This is a genomic window from Halomonas sp. hl-4 (assembly GCF_900215475.1).
Classification (GTDB): Bacteria; Pseudomonadota; Gammaproteobacteria; order Pseudomonadales; family Halomonadaceae; genus Vreelandella.
The window spans coordinates 2,028,531-2,050,596 of record NZ_LT907845.1 but is presented as its reverse complement, the minus strand read 5'-3'; the positions used below and the strand labels follow the sequence as shown (position 1 = coordinate 2,050,596).

General features: G+C 53.0%; 21 protein-coding genes and 1 tRNA gene. 10 read left to right on the top strand and 12 right to left on the bottom strand.

What is annotated here, in order from left to right; translation table 11 throughout:
* Positions 1–78: 78 nt before the first annotated feature.
* The gene (locus CPH17_RS09770; RefSeq protein WP_074397558.1) at positions 79–1,041 is read left to right on the top strand and encodes an SLAC1 anion channel family protein; all 963 of its coding nucleotides are present in this window, start codon (positions 79–81) and stop codon (positions 1,039–1,041) included.
* A 41-nt stretch (positions 1,042–1,082) separates the two neighbouring features.
* Complete coding sequence (gene hemG, locus CPH17_RS09765; protein WP_096299311.1) at positions 1,083–2,522, top strand: protoporphyrinogen oxidase; 1,440 nt, start codon at positions 1,083–1,085, stop codon at positions 2,520–2,522.
* Positions 2,523–2,797: 275 nt separating this feature from the next.
* Here hemG and CPH17_RS09760 read toward each other — a convergent pair whose 3' ends face one another.
* From CPH17_RS09760 to CPH17_RS09750, 3 genes are all read right to left on the bottom strand, one after another.
* Positions 2,798–3,034, bottom strand: coding sequence for a thioredoxin family protein (locus CPH17_RS09760; protein WP_027337095.1), 237 nt, complete (start codon positions 3,032–3,034; stop codon positions 2,798–2,800).
* Between the two features lie 14 nt (positions 3,035–3,048).
* Entirely contained in the window at positions 3,049–4,062 is a 1,014-nt protein-coding gene (locus CPH17_RS09755; protein WP_074397556.1) for a permease, read from the bottom strand.
* A gap of 87 nt (positions 4,063–4,149) precedes the next feature.
* The gene (locus CPH17_RS09750) at positions 4,150–4,698 is read right to left on the bottom strand and encodes an RNA polymerase sigma factor (RefSeq protein WP_074397555.1); all 549 of its coding nucleotides are present in this window, start codon (positions 4,696–4,698) and stop codon (positions 4,150–4,152) included.
* 402 nt (positions 4,699–5,100) lie between these two features.
* On the opposite strand from CPH17_RS09750, the gene CPH17_RS09745 reads away from it, so the two are divergent.
* From CPH17_RS09745 to CPH17_RS09730, 4 genes are all read left to right on the top strand, one after another.
* Entirely contained in the window at positions 5,101–5,691 is a 591-nt protein-coding gene (locus CPH17_RS09745) for a rhodanese-like domain-containing protein (protein ID WP_074397554.1), read from the top strand.
* A 69-nt stretch (positions 5,692–5,760) separates the two neighbouring features.
* Positions 5,761–6,234, top strand: coding sequence for a hypothetical protein (locus tag CPH17_RS09740; protein WP_231896469.1), 474 nt, complete (start codon positions 5,761–5,763; stop codon positions 6,232–6,234).
* 29 nt (positions 6,235–6,263) lie between these two features.
* On the top strand, positions 6,264–6,452 hold the full coding sequence (locus CPH17_RS09735) for a YgaP family membrane protein (protein WP_074397553.1): 189 nt from the start codon (positions 6,264–6,266) through the stop codon (positions 6,450–6,452).
* A 158-nt stretch (positions 6,453–6,610) separates the two neighbouring features.
* A complete protein-coding gene (locus CPH17_RS09730) occupies positions 6,611–7,627 on the top strand; it encodes an IS30 family transposase (RefSeq protein WP_027336024.1) in 1,017 nt (338 codons plus the stop codon).
* Between the two features lie 46 nt (positions 7,628–7,673).
* On the opposite strand, the gene CPH17_RS09725 is transcribed toward CPH17_RS09730, so the two are convergent.
* The 7 genes from CPH17_RS09725 to CPH17_RS09690 form a co-directional block, all read right to left on the bottom strand.
* The gene (locus CPH17_RS09725; protein WP_074397552.1) at positions 7,674–8,417 is read right to left on the bottom strand and encodes a ZIP family metal transporter; all 744 of its coding nucleotides are present in this window, start codon (positions 8,415–8,417) and stop codon (positions 7,674–7,676) included.
* Positions 8,418–8,831: 414 nt separating this feature from the next.
* Positions 8,832–10,256 carry a Na+/H+ antiporter NhaC gene (gene nhaC, locus CPH17_RS09715; protein WP_074397550.1) on the bottom strand — a complete coding sequence of 475 codons (1,425 nt, stop codon included), beginning with the start codon at positions 10,254–10,256 and terminating at the stop codon, positions 8,832–8,834.
* 98 nt (positions 10,257–10,354) lie between these two features.
* Entirely contained in the window at positions 10,355–11,545 is a 1,191-nt protein-coding gene (locus tag CPH17_RS09710) for an acetyl-CoA C-acyltransferase (RefSeq protein WP_074397549.1), read from the bottom strand.
* Positions 11,542–12,825 carry an ArgE/DapE family deacylase gene (locus CPH17_RS09705; RefSeq protein WP_074397548.1) on the bottom strand — a complete coding sequence of 428 codons (1,284 nt, stop codon included), beginning with the start codon at positions 12,823–12,825 and terminating at the stop codon, positions 11,542–11,544. Before CPH17_RS09705 ends, CPH17_RS09710 begins: the two co-directional genes overlap by 4 nt.
* Complete coding sequence (locus CPH17_RS09700) at positions 12,825–13,478, bottom strand: 3-oxoacid CoA-transferase subunit B (RefSeq protein ID WP_074397547.1); 654 nt, start codon at positions 13,476–13,478, stop codon at positions 12,825–12,827. The genes CPH17_RS09705 and CPH17_RS09700 overlap by 1 nt, the downstream gene beginning before the upstream one ends.
* Positions 13,468–14,169 (bottom strand): CoA transferase subunit A, encoded by a 702-nt coding sequence (locus tag CPH17_RS09695; RefSeq protein ID WP_074397546.1) that lies wholly within the window; start codon positions 14,167–14,169, stop codon positions 13,468–13,470. Before CPH17_RS09695 ends, CPH17_RS09700 begins: the two co-directional genes overlap by 11 nt.
* 5 nt (positions 14,170–14,174) lie before the next feature.
* Positions 14,175–15,533 (bottom strand): aminotransferase family protein, encoded by a 1,359-nt coding sequence (locus CPH17_RS09690; RefSeq protein WP_074397545.1) that lies wholly within the window; start codon positions 15,531–15,533, stop codon positions 14,175–14,177.
* Positions 15,534–15,698: 165 nt separating this feature from the next.
* Here CPH17_RS09690 and CPH17_RS09685 point away from each other — a divergent pair, with 165 nt between their 5' ends.
* The 3 genes from CPH17_RS09685 (at position 15,699) to CPH17_RS20515 (ending at position 17,852) form a co-directional block, all read left to right on the top strand.
* Positions 15,699–16,631, top strand: coding sequence for a LysR family transcriptional regulator (locus CPH17_RS09685; RefSeq protein ID WP_074397544.1), 933 nt, complete (start codon positions 15,699–15,701; stop codon positions 16,629–16,631).
* Between the two features lie 493 nt (positions 16,632–17,124).
* Positions 17,125–17,586, top strand: coding sequence for a GNAT family N-acetyltransferase (locus tag CPH17_RS09680; protein ID WP_074397543.1), 462 nt, complete (start codon positions 17,125–17,127; stop codon positions 17,584–17,586).
* Between the two features lie 182 nt (positions 17,587–17,768).
* Positions 17,769–17,852: a helix-turn-helix domain-containing protein gene (locus tag CPH17_RS20515; protein ID WP_441316771.1), complete on the top strand. Its 84-nt coding sequence runs from the start codon at positions 17,769–17,771 to the stop codon at positions 17,850–17,852.
* A gap of 173 nt (positions 17,853–18,025) precedes the next feature.
* Here the strand turns inward: CPH17_RS20515 and CPH17_RS09670 are convergent.
* Positions 18,026–18,102: transfer RNA gene (locus CPH17_RS09670), tRNA-Met, on the bottom strand.
* 273 nt (positions 18,103–18,375) lie between these two features.
* On the opposite strand from CPH17_RS09670, the gene phbB reads away from it, so the two are divergent.
* A complete protein-coding gene (phbB, locus tag CPH17_RS09665) occupies positions 18,376–19,122 on the top strand; it encodes an acetoacetyl-CoA reductase (RefSeq protein WP_074397542.1) in 747 nt (248 codons plus the stop codon).
* Between the two features lie 65 nt (positions 19,123–19,187).
* Here the strand turns inward: phbB and CPH17_RS09660 are convergent, their stop codons facing one another.
* Positions 19,188–21,992: a DUF349 domain-containing protein gene (locus CPH17_RS09660; protein WP_074397541.1), complete on the bottom strand. Its 2,805-nt coding sequence runs from the start codon at positions 21,990–21,992 to the stop codon at positions 19,188–19,190.
* Positions 21,993–22,066 lie beyond the last annotated feature (74 nt).

The following is a 22,066-nucleotide window of genomic DNA, read 5'->3' as shown; positions in this document are numbered from 1 at the left end:
AGCAGGGTATTCCCACCCTCAAACACCCAAACATGTCTATGAGCAAGCCCGGGCTATGTGACCAGAGGAGATGAATTGATGACCAAGGTGCGTCCTTCACGACTGCAGAACTTCCCCATTTCCTGGTTTGCCACTGTGATGGGAATGACTGGGTTCACCATTGCTTGGCACCGGGCGGAGGACTTGCTGGGTCTTTCTGTAAAATTCAGTCCGATATTACTTGGCCTGACGGGAGTCACATTTGTTGTTTTGTTGGTGCTCTATCTAACCAAGGCGTTGAAATATCCCGGTCAGGTTAAAGCCGAATTTGCTCATCCGGTAAAAGTTAACTTTTTTCCCACTATATCCATTGGTCTTATTTTATTGAGCATTGCGCTTTTACCATACAGCAACGCCGTGTCCTTTACGTTGTGGAGTGTCGGCGTGGTCCTTCACCTCGGCTTCACGCTTTATGTTCTCTCTGCTTGGTTGCACCAGACTCACTTTGAAATTGCTCACATCAATCCGGCCTGGTTTATCCCTATCGTAGGCAACATTCTTGTACCCATTGCAGGTGCGCAGCATGCTTCTATGGAAATCTCCTGGTTTTTCTTCAGCATCGGGTTGGTTTTCTGGGTGGTACTGCTGACCATCATTTTCTACCGAATGTTCTTTCACCAGCCCTTGCCGTCGAAGCTTTTGCCTACGTTGTTCATCCTGATTGCACCGCCGGCTGTTGGGTTCATCTCATGGTTTCAACTGGTGGGAGAAATCAATCCCTTGGGTCGCATTCTCTATTACTTCGCTCTGTTCATGACGCTGATGTTACTGACACAGACAAGACGGTTTCTAAAGCTGGAATTTTTCCTGTCTTGGTGGGCGTATTCGTTCCCCATGGCGGCGATTACCATTGCTAGCTTTTTGATGTATGAACAGTTGCAGCTGCCGTTCTTCAAGGGCCTGAGCGTGGGTCTTCTGGGACTATTGACGGGTCTGATCGGCATTCTGGTTATCAAGACGGCCCAAGCCGTAAGGGCACAGGCGATCTGTATTCAGGATTAAGCCTTAAACGTTCGAAATTTTGATATTGCTTAAGGGTTTTTATGCAAGGTGTCACACAGGACGGAGAACAATCGTTTCTGATTATTGGGGGAGGTATAACCGGGCTCTCGCTAGCTCTTGAGCTCGGTCGCCACAATAAATCCGTGACTCTGGTTGAGGCTGACGAACAATTGGGGGGGAATATACGGTCAGTGACTGAGCAGGCATGGCACATGGAACTCGGCCCTAATACGCTGATGGCAAAGCCCTCGTTATATAAGCTGATAAATTCACTGAACCTAACGGAAAAAGCCATCTTTCCGCCAGAAGCCAGTCGGAAGCGTTACGTCGTCAAGGACGGAAAACTCATTGCGCTGCCTGATGGCCTTAAGTCTGCGTTAAAAAGTCCGCTTATAGGATTTGAAGGCTGGCGCCACTTGCTTACGGAACCTTTCCGAAAACCAGCGTCGCATGAAGAAACACTTGCCGCCTTCGTGCGAAGACGCCTTGGGCAAAATATTCTCAGTCACTTTGTAGACCCGTTTGTCTCTGGCGTCTATGCAGGTGCGCCAGAGCGCCTGTCAGCGAAAGCTGCTTTCCCTCGCCTTTATTACCTTGAGCAAGCACACGGATCATTGCTGCGTGGCGGAATAGCTCAAATGCGTAATAGCAAAAAAAAGCGCGCTAAAGATCATGAGGTTGGTTTCCCTGAGGAGTGGCGTGGCAAGCTTGTTAGCTTCCCAGGAGGGCTGTCTACCTTGACCAATGGCATCAGACATGAGCTGGAGCGGCTGCCCAACGTTCGTCTCGTGACCGGAAGCCGAGTGGAAAAGGTCAATCGCAAGAATCACACATGGCATGCCGTCGATCAGAAGGGGCAGGCTTTTGCTGGTCATAAGCTAATACTGACAACACCCGCAAGCGTCAGTGGGTCGCTCCTGAGCAACGTAAACGCTGAGCTTCAGTCAGAGTTGGAAAGCATTGTCTACCCACCACTTGCCGCTGTCGTACTGGGGTATCCCGAACGGGCTGTTAAACACCCGCTGGATGGCTTCGGCATGCTTATTCCCAGCAAAGAAAAAAAGCAAACTCTGGGTGTCTTGTTCTCTTCCACTCTTTTTCCGCAACGCGCGCCCAAAGGACACGTGCTTTTTACTTGTTTTATAGGTGGTCGCAGAAACCCGGCGGTTAGCGACCAGTCAGATGAACAGTTAGTGAACACTGTCAGCTCAGACATCAGCCAGCTGCTCGATATCGACGCACAGCCGGTCTTTACGAAAGTCGCGCGGTGGTCGCAAGCGATTCCGCAGTACGACATTGGGCATTTAGCGCGGATAGCCAAAATCGATCAAATTGCGCAGACGTGCGCAGATCTTCATTTGATAGGGAACTGGCGTGATGGCATCAGTGTAGGAGACTGTATCGATAATGGTCATGCCATGGCACAGACATTACTTGGCGCTGAGACGCACACTGGCACTGCGGCCGCCGTCATCGAATGAAATATGACCCGCAGTCAGAATCGGCTTCACAAGCTCCGCGGATAGCGGCATCCCTAAGGTTGCCTGGCGTTTACTGCCCGGAGTTAGGCTCTGTCTGAAAACTGGCTGCGCTCGACCATACGGCGTTAAAAATCAGCTCAAAGTACTCATTTACACTACGTAAACTCCGTCTTTTCGCCGATTTTTGCCTTGTCTGGCCTTCGCTCGCCGACTTTTCAGACAAGGCCTAAACTACCCCGATAAAGCGTTATTACCGGGGTATTGATATGCTTGAATTAATTCTTTAACAGGGTCTCGATCTTGTCGTGATTTGGAACGCTACCACTGTGCACGAGCTTGCCGTCGATAGCCACGCCTGGCGTCGACATGACTTTATAGCTCATGATGGTCCCCGGATCGGTGACTTTTTCAACCGTGACCTCAATACCTAGATGGTCAGCGACGCTCTGAATCTGTTCGGCAGTGTTGACACATTTCTTGCAGCCAGTACCCAGAACTTCAATCTTCTTCATTTTCGATGCTCCTCTTAGATCAGTGTTCCGCTGAACAGCCAGGGGCTAAGCAGATTGATTAGCCAGCCTACAACCATGAAATTGGCCAGAAGGATGACAAAAATGATGCCCAGCAGTCGCCACTGCATGACCTGCTTGAGCATAATGAACTCGGGAAAGCTGGCGGCCACAGTGCTCATGCAGAACGCCAGGGTGGTGCCGACTGGCAGTCCCTTGAGGATCAGGCTCTCCATTACCGGAATCACGGCGGTGGCATTAGAGTAAAGCGGCAGGCCCGCCAACACGGCTACGGGAACGTTCCACCACTGACCGCTACCCAGGTTGTCGGCGAACCAGCTGTCCGGCACGAAACCATGCAGGGCAGCCCCTAGGCCGACGCCAATAATTACCCACTTCCAGATCCGGCCGACGATCTCTTTGAGTTCGTCGCGCGCAAAGACGTGACGGTCTTTAATCGTCAGCGTTTTCGCATCAGGGGGCGAGTCATCTTTGTGGGGAGTCTCTGCTGCCTGCTGGTAGGCTTTTGCAGCAAAGTCCTTGAGCCACCGTTCTCCCTTTAACGTATCCAAGATCATGCCACCACCGATGCCCACCGCCATGCCAATAACGACATAGACCAGGGTGAATTCCCAACCCAGTAGACTCCAAAGCATGATGACCGCCACCTCGTTGATGATCGGCGAGGTGAATAGGAAAGCCATGGTGATGCCCAGGGGGATCCCAGCGCTGGTAAACCCTAGAAACAGCGGAATGCTGGAGCAGGAGCAGAAGGGCGTTATGGCACCGAAACCGGCACCAAGTCCATAACCCGCGAATCGGTTCTTCTGCTGAATGTAGTGCCGCACCCGTTCGAGATCCAGCGAGGCACGTGCCAGCGCGATGATATAGATCATCACCACGAGCAACGCGAAAATCTTGGTAGTGTCCTCGACAAAGAAGTGCAGCGAGGCGCCTAGTTTGCTCGCAGGATTCAGACCGGCAAGGCCGTAGATGAGCCAGTCGGCCAACCAAGTAAAGACCTCAAGCATAATCAGCGTCTCTCTGTTTAATAGGAGTTTTCACACAAGAAGACGCAGCAGCAGGCAAAAGGATGCAGTCTGGCTATAAATTTTTTCCTATTCGTCTTGAGCACGATGACAACAGAGGTGTCCCTGCTCATCGAAGACGATGCCGCATTGCGCAATCAGCCGCTTACGCAGGCGCTGCCGTGCACGGCGAAGCCTCGCCTTGGTAGCCGACAGGCTCAGGCCTTTGTGTCTGGCATAGTCCTCCTGCCTGAGGCCCTCAATATCGCACTGCCACAGAATGTCGTGATCCTCGGCGTTGCAGTGGGGCAGAGCGCGGGCGATGCAACCGGCAAGACTGTCTATTGGTGGGATGCTGGCGCCGTCGGGCGCACTTGATTCGGGAACTTCGCCGTATACTAGGCGCCCATCGCGGCGCTGGCGGTCGATTAATTGATGTTTCACTACTTTAAAGAGCCATGCCTTCGGCGAGGCGAGTTGGCAAAATGTTGACCGATTCAACAGTGCTTGGGTGTAAGCATGCTGAAGCACATCGTCGGCCATATCTTGGTCGCTGCAGTGTTTAATTAGAAATAAACGTAACTCGCGGTGATGTTTCTGCCAAGCGGCTTCAATACACGGGGCTTTGATTGAGTTCACGAAAATAGCTCCATTAATATCTGTATGAATGAACCTTCTCAAGTGTGCCCCCCCTGGTCCCAACCGCCACACGGCTATTTACACACAGCATAACCATCGATTGACGAAACCATCTTATCAGCAGATTTCGCCACCACTTCATAAGATCGGCTGTGGATAAGAATGCACCTCATGGTCAGTGATGGCTTGAACGTAGTTGGTATCTAACCGCGCCCTCTATCGGCGCGGTTTTTTACACCTCAAAAGTAGTTGATTGCTGATCATAATCTGTAGATCACGACTTCTGTTTGTTAAAGCCTGACATTGTTTGACTTGGGTCAAGCTGCGACGTCTTGTCTCGTGTGCCAGCTCAGTAAGAGGACTAGAATAGATTTTATGGCTATTTCGTTAGAGGAAAAAGTTATGAAAAAATCGAAAGTTTTGCTCTTGATCGGCTTAGGAATCTCGATGTCTCTAAGCACCAGTCTCGCGTATGCAGAAGAAGCAGAGGCTTATCGTGAGACGAAGCTGGGATTGTATCTTTCAGCCGAAGAAGCTTATGAATTAATACAGGAAGATGACAGTGCTGTGCTGATCGACGTGCGTGACCCCATAGAAATTAAGTTTACTGGCTTCGCTGAGCCCACTGATATACATGTGCCCTGGGTACTAGCTGATCGGGAGCAATTTGATGATGCATCAGAAACATGGCCTTCTAAAAAGAATACCGGGTTCAAGTCGCAAGTTAAGGCTGAAATTGAAGCTTTGGATGTAGACCAGAATGATCCAATTATCGTTATGTGCCGCTCGGGGGCCACACGAAGTGCTCCTGCTGTCGATGTAATTACCGATATGGGATACAGCGAAGTCTATTCTGTCACCGATGGTTTTGAGGGTTCAAAGCTGGAAGATGGTGACTCTCGGGGCGTAAGAGCCAAGGATGGATGGCGTAATTCAGGCCTACCATGGAGCTATAAAATTAACCCTGATGTTGTGTGGAAACCTGAGAATTGATGTTCTGCTGCTTAATCGGTTCTTAAGTAAATGATCATCGGACGCTAATTGACCCAATGAGGTATATATATGAACTTCAAGGCAACCATCAGACTAACAATTATGATGATGCTTATCAGTTTATCGGGTCACGCAATAGCTGATAACCCCTCAGGTGACCAACAGAAAGACGAGGCATTAGTGATTCTCACTAGCGACTCTCTCCAGACTCAAGGCATGGTGATGATCCTGGCGAACGCCATGCTGGAGCAGGGTACTGATCTGGATATGTTGCTCTGCGATGCCGCGGGTCATCTAGCGGTAGAAGGATACGAAAGTGCGGATGCTATTGCCACACCGCCAAGTAATCCGGCAGGCCAAGTGAAGCCAGAAGGTATTCTAAAAATGCTGATAGAAAATGGTGCAGACGTCGATGTTTGTGCCATTTATCTGCCTAACAGCGAATATGACGAAAGCAACCTTCTTGAAGGTGTAGGTGTTGCGACGCCGGAAAAGATTGGACAAAAGATGAGTGACCCAAGCATCCCCGTTCATAGCTTCTGAACATTAATGGTAATTCTGAGGAGATAAATATGAAAAGCAATGTAGGCGGTATTGATAAGATTTTACGCATATTGATAGGTGTGGTGCTCATGCTATTAGCTCTTTTTGGCACTATTGGCGTTTGGGGCTGGATTGGCTTAGTGCCGCTGGCAACAGGGCTGTTCAATTTTTGTCCGGCTTACAAGCTGCTCGGTATCAATACATGTAAACGTGCGTAGCTGGTGTTAGTTATACTACTAAGTATTAAATGAATTGCGTCCATCTCTTAAGTGATGGATGCTTTTTTGGGCAATTGATTTGGCAGTACCGTCAACAAAACCTCTTGGCCGCAAATTCTGAGTGCAACACCTGACCAAACCGGTAGGGTGTTGTATCCATGTCATATTCTGAACTCTGCACTGAAGAACGTGCCACGATCCATGTCAGCTTCGCGCAAGGCTTGAGCATCAGGAAGGTAGCGGCCCTGCTCGAGCGCTCCCCGGCAACGATTAGCCGAGAAATACGGCGCAATAGATCGTCCGATGGCAGCTATCGTGCGCCACATGCGCAACAATGCCGTGATCACCGTCGAGACGGTTGTCGACCAAGGCGCAAACTGCTTCCTGGCAGCCCTCGGTTCGCCCTGATTCAGCACATGCTGCGTCGGCGCTTGTCTCCCGAACAGATCAGCGGCAAGCTCAAGCATATGAATATCCCTGACCTTCGAGACGCCTACGTCTGCCGAGAAACGATCTACAGTGCCATCTACGCGTTGCCCGTCGGTGAACTGAGAAAGGAGCTGATCCATTGTTTGCGGCAAGGCAAGCCAACCCGTAAGCCGCGCCGTGGCCAGGTCGACCGGCGCAACCAGATCCCGGACATGGTCAGCATCCATCTCCGCCCTCCAGAGGTGGAAAAACGTGAATTTCCTGGCCACTGGGAAGGCGACCTGATCAAGGGCAAGAACAATGCATCGGCTGTCGGCACCCTTGTCGAACTCAAAAGCGGTTACCTGATCCTAGCGAAGATGAACGATGCGACTGCTACCTCTGCTGTAGAAGGCTTCAGCGCAGCGCTGAATCGCATGCCGTTGGCCGCACGGAAGAGCATGACGTATGACCAAGGACGTGAGATGACGCAGCACGCCAAGGTCACCCAGAATACTGGTGTCGCTATCTACTTCTGTGACCCACACAGCCCATGGCAGAGGGGCGCCAACGAAAATATCAATGGGCTCATACGACAGTACTTGCCCAAGGGAACGGATCTATCGATCTATAGCCAGCAAGAACTGGATGAGATCGCGCTTGAGCTGAACATGCGCCCGCGAAAGCGCTTCGACTTCAAGTGCCCTATTGAGGTGATGAGCGAGGAGCTGGCGAAGTACCATGAGGTTCCGTCATCGACACATTGACGGTGTTGCACTCAGAGCCTGCATCCGCCCCTTATATAAATTTATTTCAATATATGCCGTGCTGAAATGCATACATAGCAAAAAACGCTAATGCTACCGTGGTCGCCGCGGCATTAGGCGAAGCATCTTTAAAAGCATCGGGTATCAGTTCGGCAAACACCATCCACATCATGGCCCCTGCAGCCAGTCCAAGGCCGATCGGCAAAAAAGGCGCGAACCAAGTTACGAATATGAATGCAGGAACTGCCATCAATGGCTGTGGCAAGCTAGTGAAAATACTCCACCCTGCGGCTTTTAAAACCGACATGCCGCGGGGAATCAATACCAAACTGATGGCCAGTCCCTCAGGAATGTTATGGATGGCAATTGCTGCGCTAATAAATAGGCCAAGTGACTCATCACCGCCAAAAGAGACACCGACGCCCACTCCTTCAGCAAAAGAGTGAATTGTCATTATACCTAAGATGAGTAGTGCCTTGCGCGCGCTAGCGCCACTTAATTCGCTTACATTAGGCGTACCGCGTCGTTCAATCAATTTATCTGACACGACGACCAGCAGTAAGCCTAAAGCCATACCTAGCAACGTCAGCCAGGGGGCTTCTCGGCTTCCCTCACCAACCAAGCTATGGCTTGCGGCTAGCATTAACCCTGCGGCCAATGCATTGAATATACTTAGCCAAAAAGGACGGAAATTCTTTACAAAAAGAAACGGTAACGCCCCTAATCCGGTAGCAATAGCCGTAATCATTGCAGCCGCAAACACAACCCAAAGTGTGATCTCGATGGACATTTTGTCCCCTTTCCTTGTTAGCACGTCTTCGGAGCGAAGCTCTCTGCTTTGTCGGAGGGCGAAAATGTTGATACTACTTCATTGGTTTCAGGCAGTAGAGTCGAAAAAAATCAAAGCCGGTATCCATGCCAAGGTGGAGTACCTATTTCTGTACATCAAACAAGTCTTGGCTACAGCAAAGTCCGTTAACGCGGCCAGGCCAAAAATCCCACCTTCTGCACTTGTTGGCAGCGCTCAGCAACTTGCAGGTTGGTGAAAAATGCCTACCGGCTTAGGGCTGGTGTGCCCGTTTTCCGCCCAATGGTTGGGAAACGGGCAAAACACACAAATGACGGGAGAAGGGTGCCTGAACTTGCGGTCTTTTTGTTGAATCAGGCGGATGTTCACGAAGATCGGCAGTTATTCAGACCTTCTCTAATTGTAGGTATTAACATCGTTACGTTCCCCTTCGCGCCAGACCCAAATATTGAATAGGCCGTATAAGATAGCAATAATAGGCGTTATGATGGCTATGAACGTCCAGCCCATGTAATCCCACGCAGAAACGTCTAATACACCCATGTAGTACGCGCCTCCTAACCCCCAGGGTACCAGTGGCGAAGTAACGGTAGCTGAGTCCTCACAGGTTCGCGAACATACCGATGGAAGGATTTTTAGCTTGCGATAGGCTGGTACGAACATCCGCCCGGGTATGATGATGGCAATATATTGGCTGGCTGAGAACAGGTTGGTTGCCAATGATGATAGGACGTGGGTAACAATCAGCCCACGCGAATTGCTCACCAGTTTGCCCATTTTCTCCAATATCACCTCAAGCATACTAGTTTTCTCAAGAAGACCACCAAGGCTCAAGCCGATGAAGCCGAGTGAAATTGTCCACATCATTTCCTGCAGGCCACCACGACTGAATAGGCTGTCTAACGTTTCAATACCGGTTTCTGATACATAACCATCGTTCATGTAGTTCATCATGCTGCCTAGTGCAACATCCTGAGTAGTTACTGCGAGTCCTGCCCCCAGCAGGCTACCGATAACCATAACGGCAAGTGCATTGACGCGTCGATAGGCCAAAACAATCACTACCAACGGAGGGAGAAAGGCTAACAGGCTGACAGAAAAGTTATTGCGGATACCTTCAAGTAGTTCTTCTGTTCGGGAAATATCAGATCCTTCACCATCAAACTGCATCCCGATGAAGAAGAATAGGATGATTGTAATGATCAGCGCTGGGCCGGTGGTATAAATCATTGAGCGGATGTGGTCGAACAAGTCAGCTTCTGCCACACCAGCTGCGAGATTGGTGGAGTCTGATACTGGTGAAATCTTATCACCAAAAATGGCGCCTGAAATTACCGCGCCTGCAGTCATAGCTGGTGGAATATCCAGCCCGTTTCCGATGCCAATAAATGCAACGCCGAATGTGGCTGCGGTAGTCCATGAACTACCTGTAACCAGCGATGCCACTGAACATACAATCACTGCAGTAAATAGAAAAAAGGAGGGGTTGATCAGCTGTAAGCCGAAATAGACCAATAGGGGGATTGTACCGGAAGCAATCCAACTGGCCACAAGTACACCAACCATCATTAGGATCAGCATTGGCAGCATGGCTATCTCGCAGCCATATAGAATGCCCTTCTGGATGTCTTGCCATTCGAAGCCGGAGGCCAGAGCAATGATGGCACAGACCACGATGGCAAAGATTAGTGAGATATGTGTCACCCAGTCTTCACCGAGGATAAAAATCTGCGCAAACATCATGAAACATAAAAAGCCGATTCCAATAATAGCTCCCAAAAAAGAGGGTCGCTTGCTGGAATCTTTTGTTGTCGTTGACATTGTTGTTCTCCCTGTATGGAGTTCGCGTTAACTACCACAAAATGAGGCAGTTTCTAGATGCTTGGTGCTAGCAATGTATTTGTATGCAGATTTGGCGGTTAACAGCGTTCCAGAATGATGGCGACTCCCTGGCCACCGCCAATACAGGCTGCCGCGCAGCCGTAGCGCTGCTGGCAGGATTGAAGAAGTCGACCAAGGGTGCCAGCGAGGCGGATGCCGGTTGCGCCTAAAGGGTGCCCTAGCGCCATGGCGCCACCCCAGATATTGACGTTTTCAGGGTCAATCGAAAGCTCCCTCATGGTATGTAGCGGCACAGCGGCGAAAGCTTCGTTGATTTCCCACACGCCGATATCCTGCGGTGTCAGCTGCGCCTGTTTCAGTGCTCGCCGAATGGCGGCGGCGGCACCGGCACCCATCTCCTCCGGCTTGACACCGCAGTCGGCGATGGCCACAACGCGTGTCAAGGGGCTAATGCCGTGCTGGCGCAGGGCAGATTCAGACATCAGTAGCGTGGCGGCGGCACCAGAGGTCAGTGGCGAGCTGTTGCCTGCGGTCACGACTCCGCCTTGCATAAATACCGGGTCCAGCCCTGCCAGGCGCTCAGCGCTGGTATCCGCGCGGATGTTGCTGTCCGCGCTTACCGGTTCGCCCGCCGCGTTGTTCAGGGTCAAACGCTCAGCGTCAAAGTGACCTGCTGCGTTGGCCTTGGCGGCACGCTGGTGGGAACTGAGGGCGAGGGCGTCCATTACCTCGCGCGAAATACCGGCAGCCTTGGCCAGGCGTTCGGCGGTCAGCCCCATGTTGAGCACCACATCCAGGGCGAGCCAGTCGGCTTTCTGCAGGGCCGATGGGCTGGTCAGCACACCCTCCTTGAACAGCGCCGGTCCCATGGGCACACGGGTCATGTTTTCCACGCCGGCAGCCATGCCAACCTCGACAGCACCGGCCTGAATTTCCCGCGCGGTGTTGCGCAGCGCAGCAAGTCCTGAGCCACACTGCTGGTCGATTTGGCGGGTAGCACATGCTTCGCCCTGGGGGCCTAAGCGTGTGGCAAGCCACAGTGGGTAACGCCCACCAAAGCTCCACTGCTCTTTTACTGGCAGGGCGCAGCCAATGCTCACATCTTCCACCGCCGTGCCGTCAACGCCGCTACGTGCTAATAAGCCATCGAACACGCTGGCCAGTAGTGCATCGCTGCGGGTATCTGCCCAGGCATCGACCTCGGGTTTGCGGGGGTGCGCGCGGCTGAAGGCGCTACGGGCATAGTCGGCGAGATACACGTCTCTCATGAGTGAGTCTCCTGGTTGTCTGCCATGAGCGCCCAACGATGGATGAACAGGGCATAGGTGGTTAGCACGTGGCGGATCGAGTCAATGTTGACGCACTCGTCTACGCCGTGAATGCGCTGAGCAATCGGGCCGTAGCAGGTGCCGTTGATCTTGCCGGAAACGTGGAAGGCCCTCAGGTCAGTGGTGCAGGTGGACAGATAGTGGGCAGGTGGTTCGCCGAGTAGTGCTTCGTGGCACTCCGAGAGAAGGCGGATGCCTGGGGTGTCGAGATCGACCACATGCCCTTCGGAACGAAAGCCATGGAAGCTGACCTTGGGTGGAGGTGTCGCGTCGTCAAGCTCGGCGTGGCAGGTCATCAGGGTGTCGCAGACCCGCTGCATGGCATCCTCCGGTGACATGCCGGGCGGGAAGCCAACACGCCCTTCCAGAATGGCGTGGGCAGGCACACTGGAGGCCCAGTTGCCCGCATCAACTCGGCCAACGCTAAGGTTGAAAGGGTGAGGATGGTCAACGTAAAGCGCAGGCCGGGGTAAATCATTCATTTCGGCTTCCAGCGCTTTCAGAGCTGGTAGATAGTCCTGCAGGGATTCAATCGCATTGCGCCCGGCGCTTGGGTCGAGCACATGGGCGGGCACACCATTTAGGCGCATCCGAAACCAAAGTACACCCACTTGCCCAGCGTAGATCTGAGCGCCGAAGGGTTCCGGTATCAGTACGAAATCGCCGCTAAAACCTTGATGCAGGCAGGCCAGCGCGCCGTTGCCAGTGCACTCTTCTTCAATTACGGTTTGCAGGGTGAGTGGGAAGTTGATCTCTACACCCGCCTGACGCACGGCTTCAACCGCCATCACCATGGCGGCAATCCCCGCCTTCATATCACCCGCGCCACGGCCATACAGCCAGCCATCTTTTTGCCACGGCTCCCAGGGGGGGCGGGTCCACATATCGATGGGCTCGGCAGGCACCACATCAAGATGGCCGTTGAACACTAAATGTGGTCCTGGCGCGCCAGGGTTAAGGTCTGAAATGACATTGTAACGGCCAGTGCTGGGCCATTCGGTGGGGGCACGATGGGGGTGTTCCTCAAAGCCTGGGGCATCCAATGGCACACGGGTCATTGGCAGGCCCAGGCGTTCAAGGTGGCACTCCATGGTGTCCAGCGCCCCCTGCTCATGGCCGAGTACGCTATAGCCCTGCACCAGATCGCTGGTCATTTCCAGGGTGTCGTCCATCAAGGCATTGCAGCAGGCAATGATGCGTTGTTCGGTGGCGTCGAGCATCAGAATCCCCCTAAACGTGATTCATTAATCAGCAGGGGGGCGTCGGTAGCTTCGCGCAGCGCTTCAACGCTCAGCCCTTCGGCGATTTCTACTACCTCAAGTCCTTCCGGAGTCACATCCATCACGGCTTTCTCGGTGATAATGCGGGAAATACAGCGACTGGAGGTCAGGGGTAACTGGCAGCGGGTGAGAATCTTGGGGTTGCCGTGCTTGTCGTTGTGGGAACACAGCACCACCAGCCGGGCTACTTTCTGGGCCAGCTCCATGGCACCGCCAATGCCTGGCGAGAATTTGCCAGGGATCTTCCAGTTGGCCAGATTGCCTTCCTGATCCACCTCAAAGGCGCCCATGAAGGTAACGTCCACACGACTGCGGCGGATCATCGCAAAGGACGTGGCGCTATCGAACACGCTAGCCCCCGCGCGGGTGGTGATATACGCGCCGCCGGAGTCAATCATGTCGATATCCAGCGCTTCACCTTCGTGGCGGGGGCGGCAGCCCAGCACGCCGTTTTCGGAATGCACCAGGACATTCATGTCATCAGGCAGGTAGTGGAACAGCCGTGTTGGCAGCCCGATCCCCAGGTTGACGATCTGACCGTCGATGACTTCACGGGCGGCGCGGGTCAACATGCGCTGCTGATCAGAGAGCATGGGGGCGTACTCCTTGCTGGTTGGACGCACGGTCGACCTGCACCACATGACTGACAAAGGCACAGGGCGTATGAATGTTGTCGATAGGCAGGTCGCCGGGTTCATCGATGCGGTAGGTTTGGGCAATGACCCGCTCGGCAGCCATGGCCATCAAGGGATTAAAGTTACTGGCCGTGGCGCGATAGATCAGGTTGCCGTAGCGGTCAGCTCGCTCAGCGTGAATCAGGGCAACGTCAGCCTGTAAGGAAGGCTCAATGGCCCAGGTGCAACCTTGCATACTGATTTCCCGGCGGCCTTCGGCAATTTCCGTACCGATGCCGATATCGGTAAGAAAGCCGCCATGGCCAACGCCTGCGCAGCGGATTTTTTCAGCCAACAGCCCCTGAGGATGAAAAATGACCTCCAGCTCGCCAGCATTCATGGCTTCAATGGCTGTTCGGTTTAGGCCTAAGTGAGAAGTGATCAAGCGTTTTACACGGCCTGCCTCAATCAGCTTGCCGATACCGATACTGGGTTCATTGGCATCGTTCTTAATCAGGGTCAGGTTGCGTTGTCCGCTGGCTAGCAGGGTGTTGAGCAACGCAAAGGGCGTGCCTGGCGAGCCAAAGCCGCCGACCATGATGGTTGCGCCATCAGGAATCTCGGCGATAGCCGCGTCAATATCACAGACTTTGTGGTTTAGAAGCGTCATGATGTTCAACGCTCCCTGGAAGATTGTGGATGCAAATCAGGGGCGGTAAGCGCTTGATCAAAACGCGCCATGGCACGCGCTAAGCGTTCCAGAAGGGTGTCAATTTCCTCGGCCTGAATAGTCAGCGGCGGGCAGACCAAGAAATGGTCACCGGCAATACCATCCAGGGTACGGCGGGGGTAGATCAGAAGACCTTCCTGTTTGGCCAATGCGGTGATTTGGGCAAAGCGGTTTTGCTCGGCAGGGAAAGGCTGGCGGGAAGCGCCATCAGCAACCAGTTCGACGCCCCATAACAAACCAGCACCGCGCACTTGGCCGACCCAGTCGTAGCGCTCGGCAAGCCTGCGCAGCCCAGCTTCTAGCTGCGCGCCGCGCTGGCGGGTATTTTCCAGTAAATCTTCGCGCACAATGGCCTCAAGCACGGCCAGACCGGTAGCGCAGGCCAAAGGGTTGCCTGCATAGGTGTGGCCGTGTTGGAAGCCGCCGCTGGCCATGACTGTTTGGACGATAGCGCTGCGGGCGAGCATCGCGCCAATTGGGTAGTAGCCCGCTCCCAATCCCTTGGCGGTGACCAGGATGTCCGGCACCACATCGTAATGCTGGCAGGCAAACCAAGTGCCGGTCCGGCCCACGCCGGTGAGTACTTCATCGGCAATCAGCAGGCAGCCGAATTCATCGCATAAGGCACGAATGCCTTGCAGGTAGCGTTGGCCTAACAGCCGTGCACCGGTGCTGGCACCGCCGATTGGCTCGATGACAAAACCTATCAGTGATTCAGGGCCAACGGCTTCCATGGCGGCGCGGGTCTCTGTCAGGATGCGGTCAACGTGGGTGTCATCATCACACTCCTGATGACGATAGAAATCCGGTCCCGGCACCTTGATGGATGCATGGGTCATGCTGGTGAAAGGCGCTTCCAACGGCTGATAACCGGTCATGCCCAGCGCCCCCATAGTGCTGCCGTGATAAGAAGGACGCAGTGACACAAACTGCTGGCGCTGGGGCTGTCCCAAGGCGAAAAAGTATTGCCGCGCCAGCTTGAGTGCAGATTCCACCGCTTCGGAACCACTGGAAACGAAAAATACCTTGCCTAGCTCAGCGTCAAATAGCTCGACCAGTCGATGGCCAAGCGCAACCGCGGGGGCGCTTTCGAACTGGGTGCGATAAGTGAAGGCAACCTTGTCCATCTGAGCGAGCATGGCGTCACGAATATCCTGGCGGCCATGGCCGAGGTTGCAAGAGATGGCTCCGGAGCAGCCATCCAGATAATCCTTGCCCTGGGTATCCCAGAGTATGACGCCATCAGCGTGGCTGACTTCCGGCAGGGCAGGGCCTGTCTGATAAAACAGCGGAGAATTGGTCATCAAGTAATCCGTTTCGTTGTGATCGCTGTAGTGCTGAGTTGCTGACAGCCTTAAGGCCAACTGACTTTGGCACCAGCGTGAAAATTACGTTGTTGTGCAGTCTAGGTAGTCTTGATTATATATTTCAATATATGATCATTTTTTAAGATTCGATGAGTAAAAATCATGCCTGAAGTTACAATAAACTCTTTGAAAGCATTGATGACTTTCAAAACACTGTTTGAAGTAGGTAGCGCCTCTGGTACTGCACGGTTATTAGGTATTACTCAGTCAGGCGTTAGCCGCTCGCTTGGCCAGTTGGAAGAAAATCTTGGAATCCAGCTATTTTTGCGGGAAAAGAACCGCCTGATAGCCACGCCAGAAGCCCGTGAACTGTACGATGAAATCCTGCGCCTGATGGGCAATATCGAAGAGCTGCGTCACAGCGTGCTGGCATTGAGGGAGTTTGGCACCTCGCGGTTGCGTATTGCAGCCATTCCTGGGTTGAGTTTTGGCTTTGTGCCACGATTGGTAGCGATGCTGCTGGCGGAAAATACCCACTTCAGCGTCAGCCTAGATATGATGTCCAGCCACGATGTACAGGCCGCAGTAGAGTCCAGCCACGCCGATATTGGCTTTATTACCTTGCCTGCCACATCACCCCAGCTTTTTAATGAGACGTTACTTACCACCGAGGCAGTTTGTTTGGTACATGAAACGCACATGCTTTCTGAGCACCATGTCGTGGATGTCAAGGAATTGTGGGGCCAGCATTTAGTGATCAGCAATCAGCCAAGTATCAGCACCAATCCACTGTTGGAACTGGTTACGTCTCATGAAGTGAGAATCGCTGGCAAGACTGAAGCAAATATGGGGACAATAACTTCTCTTGTAGCGAACAAAGTGGGTATCGCTGTGATCAACCCGATCACGGCCGAAGATCAATTGAACTGCCAAGACCGGGTCAAGATATTGCCCTTTACACCGAGCATCTCATTCGGATTTGGTATGGTTTATCGCGCTGAGTGGCAGCAGTCTAAGGTGTTAGCATTTCTGCGTGATAGCGCCAAAACACTGTTGGCTGATGGTTACACTCTTGCTTATAAATCGCCATCCTGAGTAACTTTACAATGAGTCTTTTTGTTTTCCCTTTATATAGTTAAAATTAAATAATGAAAATTAAGTTTTCAGATGCCGGTTTTGATGCATACTTGACGCCTTTATTAGAAGTAGATATATAGTTTTGATGATGTTCTTTCCTACTATGGCGTTGAGCTGGGTTCGGTTAGTGATAATTTTGTTACCGCAATTGGATCAATGCGTTTTGTCCTGCTTAACTTAAAGCGCCAGATGACTGTTGATGCTACTTTAATTGGTTGTAGTTACCATTCGATCATTTTAGAAGCCCTTTGCAAGCTAGGAATGGCATTGTAAGGTGACAGGAGGGGGGCTGCCGTCAACATAGAAGGTGTTAACCTATCTGATAGAATCATCACCGGCTTGGAAAAGGATCACGAAGAATGTGACTATGCCGTGCTGACATCATTAAAAATTATTTGGATCGCAACATATTGGCACCCTTAGGCCGGTTAGCAGAGGCTATAAATAGTATATGCGCATCAAGATTCAACATTTAGAACCACAATACATTCCCAAGCTTGCCGCATGGCATCAGGCTGAGTGGGCACACTTGAATAAGTCTATTAATGAGACAACTCGGCAAGAAAGACTGGAAAAACACTGTTCAACAACTAGCCTACCCTCCACTTTTATCGCGCTGGATGGCGACAACTTAGTCGGTGGTATCTGCCTAGTACAACATGATATTCCTGATCGGCCACAGTACTCCCCCTGGATATCAAGGGTTTATGTAGCGCATGATCAGCGCGGAAAGGCAATTGGCAAGGCGCTAATCGAGCATGCCAAAGAAGCGCTTCGACAGCAGGGCCACGATGCGCTCTACTTAATAACGGAAGACAAAGGGGCCTACTATGCAAGAATAGGCTGGGTGAGAGTGGAAGAGTACAAGCTCAACGAGTGCCTTGTTGAAATTATGAGAATTCAACTCAATTGAGCCCGGCCTCTATCTTCAAATGCCTCCAAAAATACGATGCCAAGCGCTGATCTAAATCGGCATTCCGTTAAGTGGCCGTCCAAAGTGCTGCACTTATTTTTCTATGAATTCAGGGCGCGTGAAACAGGCCTTAACCGCAACATCATCACGCTGCTCTAAAAGAAACAGCCCAGCGCGTTGAGTTGGATGCGCTGGATAAACTATGCAAATTATTCAATTGCGAGGTGGGAGATTTGCTTGAATTTGATGACGGTCAAAGAAAATAGAAAATAACAAAGTGTGCGTATGATCAGCTGGCTGATGGTTGCACGAAAAATTTCCTGATGAAAAAGATAGAAGCCAACGTGTCACATATACGTCACGGATGTGCCACAGGAAGTTAGCAGGCAAGCATAAAAAAAGGCAGACCAGTAAGTAACTGATCTGCCTTTTAAAATATTGGTAGCGGGGACCGGATTTGAACCGATGACCTTCGGGTTATGAGCCCGACGAGCTACCAGACTGCTCCACCCCGCATCAACGTGTGGCGTATTCTACGCTTTTTTTACGTTCCGTCAATAGACGTTTTAAAACGTTTGCCCTATAGCCGTTAGCGACTTGAGTGCTGCAACATGGGCTGACTAACGCTATGCTGAGGTTAGTGCAACAAGAACAATGCTGACTCTCGGTAAGTCGCGCACCCGTATTGCGATTTGCCGTTGGTACTTGAGCGCTAAGGCGCTTTTCACAATGGCTTGCGGTGCCAACTCTGCAACGCCCAAGCCATTCGTCATATCAGGGAGGTAGTCAATGGCCAATCAAGCCCCCGTCGCCTGGGTAACTGGTGGAACTGGTGGTATCGGCACGGCGATTTGTCGTTCGCTGGCGGATGCGGGTTATCTGGTCGTAGCGGGTTATCACAACCCCGAGAAGGCCAAAACCTGGCTGGCATCACAGCAAGCCGATGGCTATCAAAATATTGCGCTGTCGGGTGTAGACCTCGCCGACCATCAAGCCTGCCTGCAAGGTGCCCAGCAAATCCAAGAGCAGCACGGTCCTATTAGTGTGTTGGTGAACTGTGCGGGGATCACCCGTGACGGCACCATGAAAAAAATGTCATATGAGCAATGGCATGAGGTAATCGATACCAACCTGAATAGTGTCTTCAATACGTGTCGTAGCGTGATCGAGATGATGCTCGAGCATGGCTATGGACGGATTATCAATATTTCCTCGATCAATGGCCGTAAAGGGCAGTTCGGTCAAGTGAATTACGCCGCGGCGAAAGCAGGTATGCATGGCTTAACCATGTCGCTTGCTCAGGAGACCGCGACCAAAGGCATTACGGTGAATACCGTGTCGCCCGGCTACATTGCCACCGACATGATTATGAATATTCCTGAAAAAGTTCGCGAAGCAATTCGAGAAACGATCCCTGTTAAACGCTATGGTACCCCAGAGGAAATTGGCCGACTGGTGGCGTTTTTAGCCGATAAGGAGTCTGGGTTTATCACCGGGGCCAATATTGATATCAACGGCGGCCAGTTTATGGGCTAAATCCCGTAATGCTTTGCGCCATAACGATAAAGCCAGCGAGGTGTCTCGCTGGCTTTTGCCGTTTATTATGGCAGCGGCACGCTGGCGAGTCGCGTGAGTAACTCATCCAATTCATTGATTTCATGAGACCATATCGACTTAGGCATGGGGCCAAGCGCGATTAGTCCCGCGAGCACGTCGGTTACTTCTTGCGCGCGGCTGCGCTCCTGTTGGAGGCCGTCGTTGAGGCGCTCTACCTGAATGGCTAACCGCAGCGGTTCGTCATGTTGATGTACGCGGCCCATGGCCAATAAAGACAGGTGCACGCGAAGCCGTGCTAACTGATCCTTAATAGTGGTTTCATGAGCCTCGGTTAAAGCTTCCTGACGTCGTTGGTTGCGCAGATGGTGGGCACTGGCAAAAGGTGCTTTTAGCGTTATCTCGCCAAGCACTGCTTCGGCGTCCACCGTTTCTGCTTGCTCTCCGGCTAGCTTGCGTTCATCGGCGCGCAAGTGAGCCTCGATGAGTGGCATAAGCTGCTGCCAGGCAGCCACCGAGTCGGCCACTTCAAGACGATTTAAGCGTTCACGACGCGCGCGAATAATACCGCTCAAGCGTCGCTGCATACCTTCGCTTCGGCGGCTGCGCGGCAGAGGCTCCAAGCGCGTTGCCTGGTCAATGAAGCTGTCCAGTTTGGCTTGGTCGCTGGCGTCTTGAGGTTGCCAGCTATCCATTTCGTCGATCAGCGTTTGCAGGGTGTCGAGCTGTCGCTGCTGTTGGGCGAGCTGTTCGTGTTTATGTGCATCGCGCAGGGCAAACAGCTGGTCACATTCGTGACGGAAGGCCTTCCAAAGCGACTGTTCTTCCCCTTTCGGAGCGCGCCCTAATTGCCGCCATTGCTGCTGTAGTTTCTTGGCTTGCTCGATGCGATCGGCGATTGGCCGGTCGTTCTGATGCAGGGCTCGGACGTTGGCAATCAGCGCTTTTTTCTGTTCGGCGATATGCTCGGCGCGGGCGTCGATCAAGGTTTGCAGCTGATGGCGAATGCGCCCAAAGCGCCGGCCAATAGCCTCCGCTTGTTCGCGGGGCACGGGAGAATGGTGCTGCCATTGTTGACGCGCCTTGTCGCGAATCTCGCGCAGCACATCCGGGTCGGCGTCTTGTGATGGCTGCGCTAAAAGCGTTTCGAGCTGCTCGCAGAGGGTTTCGCGGGCACGCAGGTTGGCTGCGCGCTCTTCGGTTAGCTGATCGCGCCAGGGTATGAGGCGCTCATGGATGCGGTCCGAGGCCGCACGAAAACGCGCTGACTGCTCTCGATTAGCGGCCGCGTCACCCAGGGACTTCCATTCCTTGACTAACTGACGGTGGTGGCGATCCAGCGCGGCATCTGCCATGTGTTGGTCGTCGGCCAGTGCCTCGATGGCGGCGCATAGCTGTTCACGCTTCGGCCCTGCGACAAAACCGCGCCAATCGCGTAGCTCGGCCAGCCTCGCGCCGAGATGTTTGAGTCTTGCTTTAAGCGGTTTTGCGTCAGTTCCTTTGAGTGCATCGATGCGCGGTTTAAGCCGTTGGTGAAGGCGGCTGGCACTTTTAAAAGCGCCGCGCTCAAGTAAGTGTTCAAAGCTGTCTAGGTCGGCTTGGTAAGCGCTGAGTTGCTGGGTAGCCGTCTCCTGATGGGCTGTGTCGGGAGTGGCATTGAGCGCCGCTTGTGCTTGGCGGGCAAGCGTTGGCATGGTCAGGTTATCAGGCCAGCGGCACTGGTCGAGTAGCCCCTCCAGAGCAGAGTGGTCAGCGTCAGCCAGCGCCTGTTCTACATTAGCGCTGACGCTCTGCCAGCGTTGCCAAGCGTCAATGCAGGCTTCGTAATCTTTGAGCGCCTGAGAGTAGCGTTGACGGGTCGAATCGCTTGGTGGGTGTGCGTCGGAAAGGTGCTGCCAGCGTTGGCCAAGCAGTTGGCGCTGAGCGCGAAGACTGTCGATATCTTGTGCCGTGAGCGCATTGCCCAGGCGAAGGCCTTCTAGCGTTTCTTCAAGGCCTTCCAATAGCTGCTCGCGAGTTTGATCGGTAGCTTCGCGCTGTTGATCGTGCTGCTGGCGCGTCTGCTCGTGGGTTTCGTGATCATGCAGCGTTTTACGGCAGGCAAGCACCGCTTGGTGGTAACGTGCCTCTTGGTCAGGGGTGGGTGATTGGCTGAGACGCTCCCACTCACGCTGAAAATGGCGCAATCGTCCTCCGTAGAGGGGCTCCCAGGTAGCTTGGGCATGTCGTTCAAGCTGCTGTAAAAGCGTTTCGCGCTGCTGTTGTTGGTCGTCTTCCCATTGGGCGTCGGCGCGCAGCGCTTGCAGTCGGTCCCGGGCCAAGCGCACTACTTGGCGGTCACGACGTGCCTGTTTTAATAGCTGTTTTAAACCTTCTTCGCTGACCACGCGATCTGCCGCTTGGTGACGAACGGCGGCGACGCCATTGTGGCAGGCATGCTCGATTAGATCGCATTCCTCCGTCAGCTTGGCGAGCGCGGTAAGACGCAAGTTGAGGTTGTCGCCCTTAAGCACGAGGGCATTGAGTAACGTGGCGTCTTCAATACGCTCAATTAGCGCCTCGCGTTGGCCAAGCCCTGTTTGCCCCTGTTGACCACTGAGCCGTTGGCACAATGCCTCTTGCCAAGCCGGGTCGTCTTGATGGGCTGGGTAAGCTTCCACAAGTCCTTCGATATCATCAAGGGCGAGCAGTGCCGCCAGCTTAATGGTGCTATCTCTGTCCTGGGCAAGCGAGGCGAGCGCTTTACGCTGCTCCGCATGGTCGGGATCAAGGCGATGGAGGGCCTGGCGACGTACCTCGGCGTTAGGGTGTTGCCAGCGAGGTGCGAACAGGCGTCTTAACAGTCCGTGCATGGATCATCCTGCTGTGAGGCGCTTTGCGTGAAAAAAATCAGACGTCGACCGTTAGAAGGTTGCAGTTGTCGGCG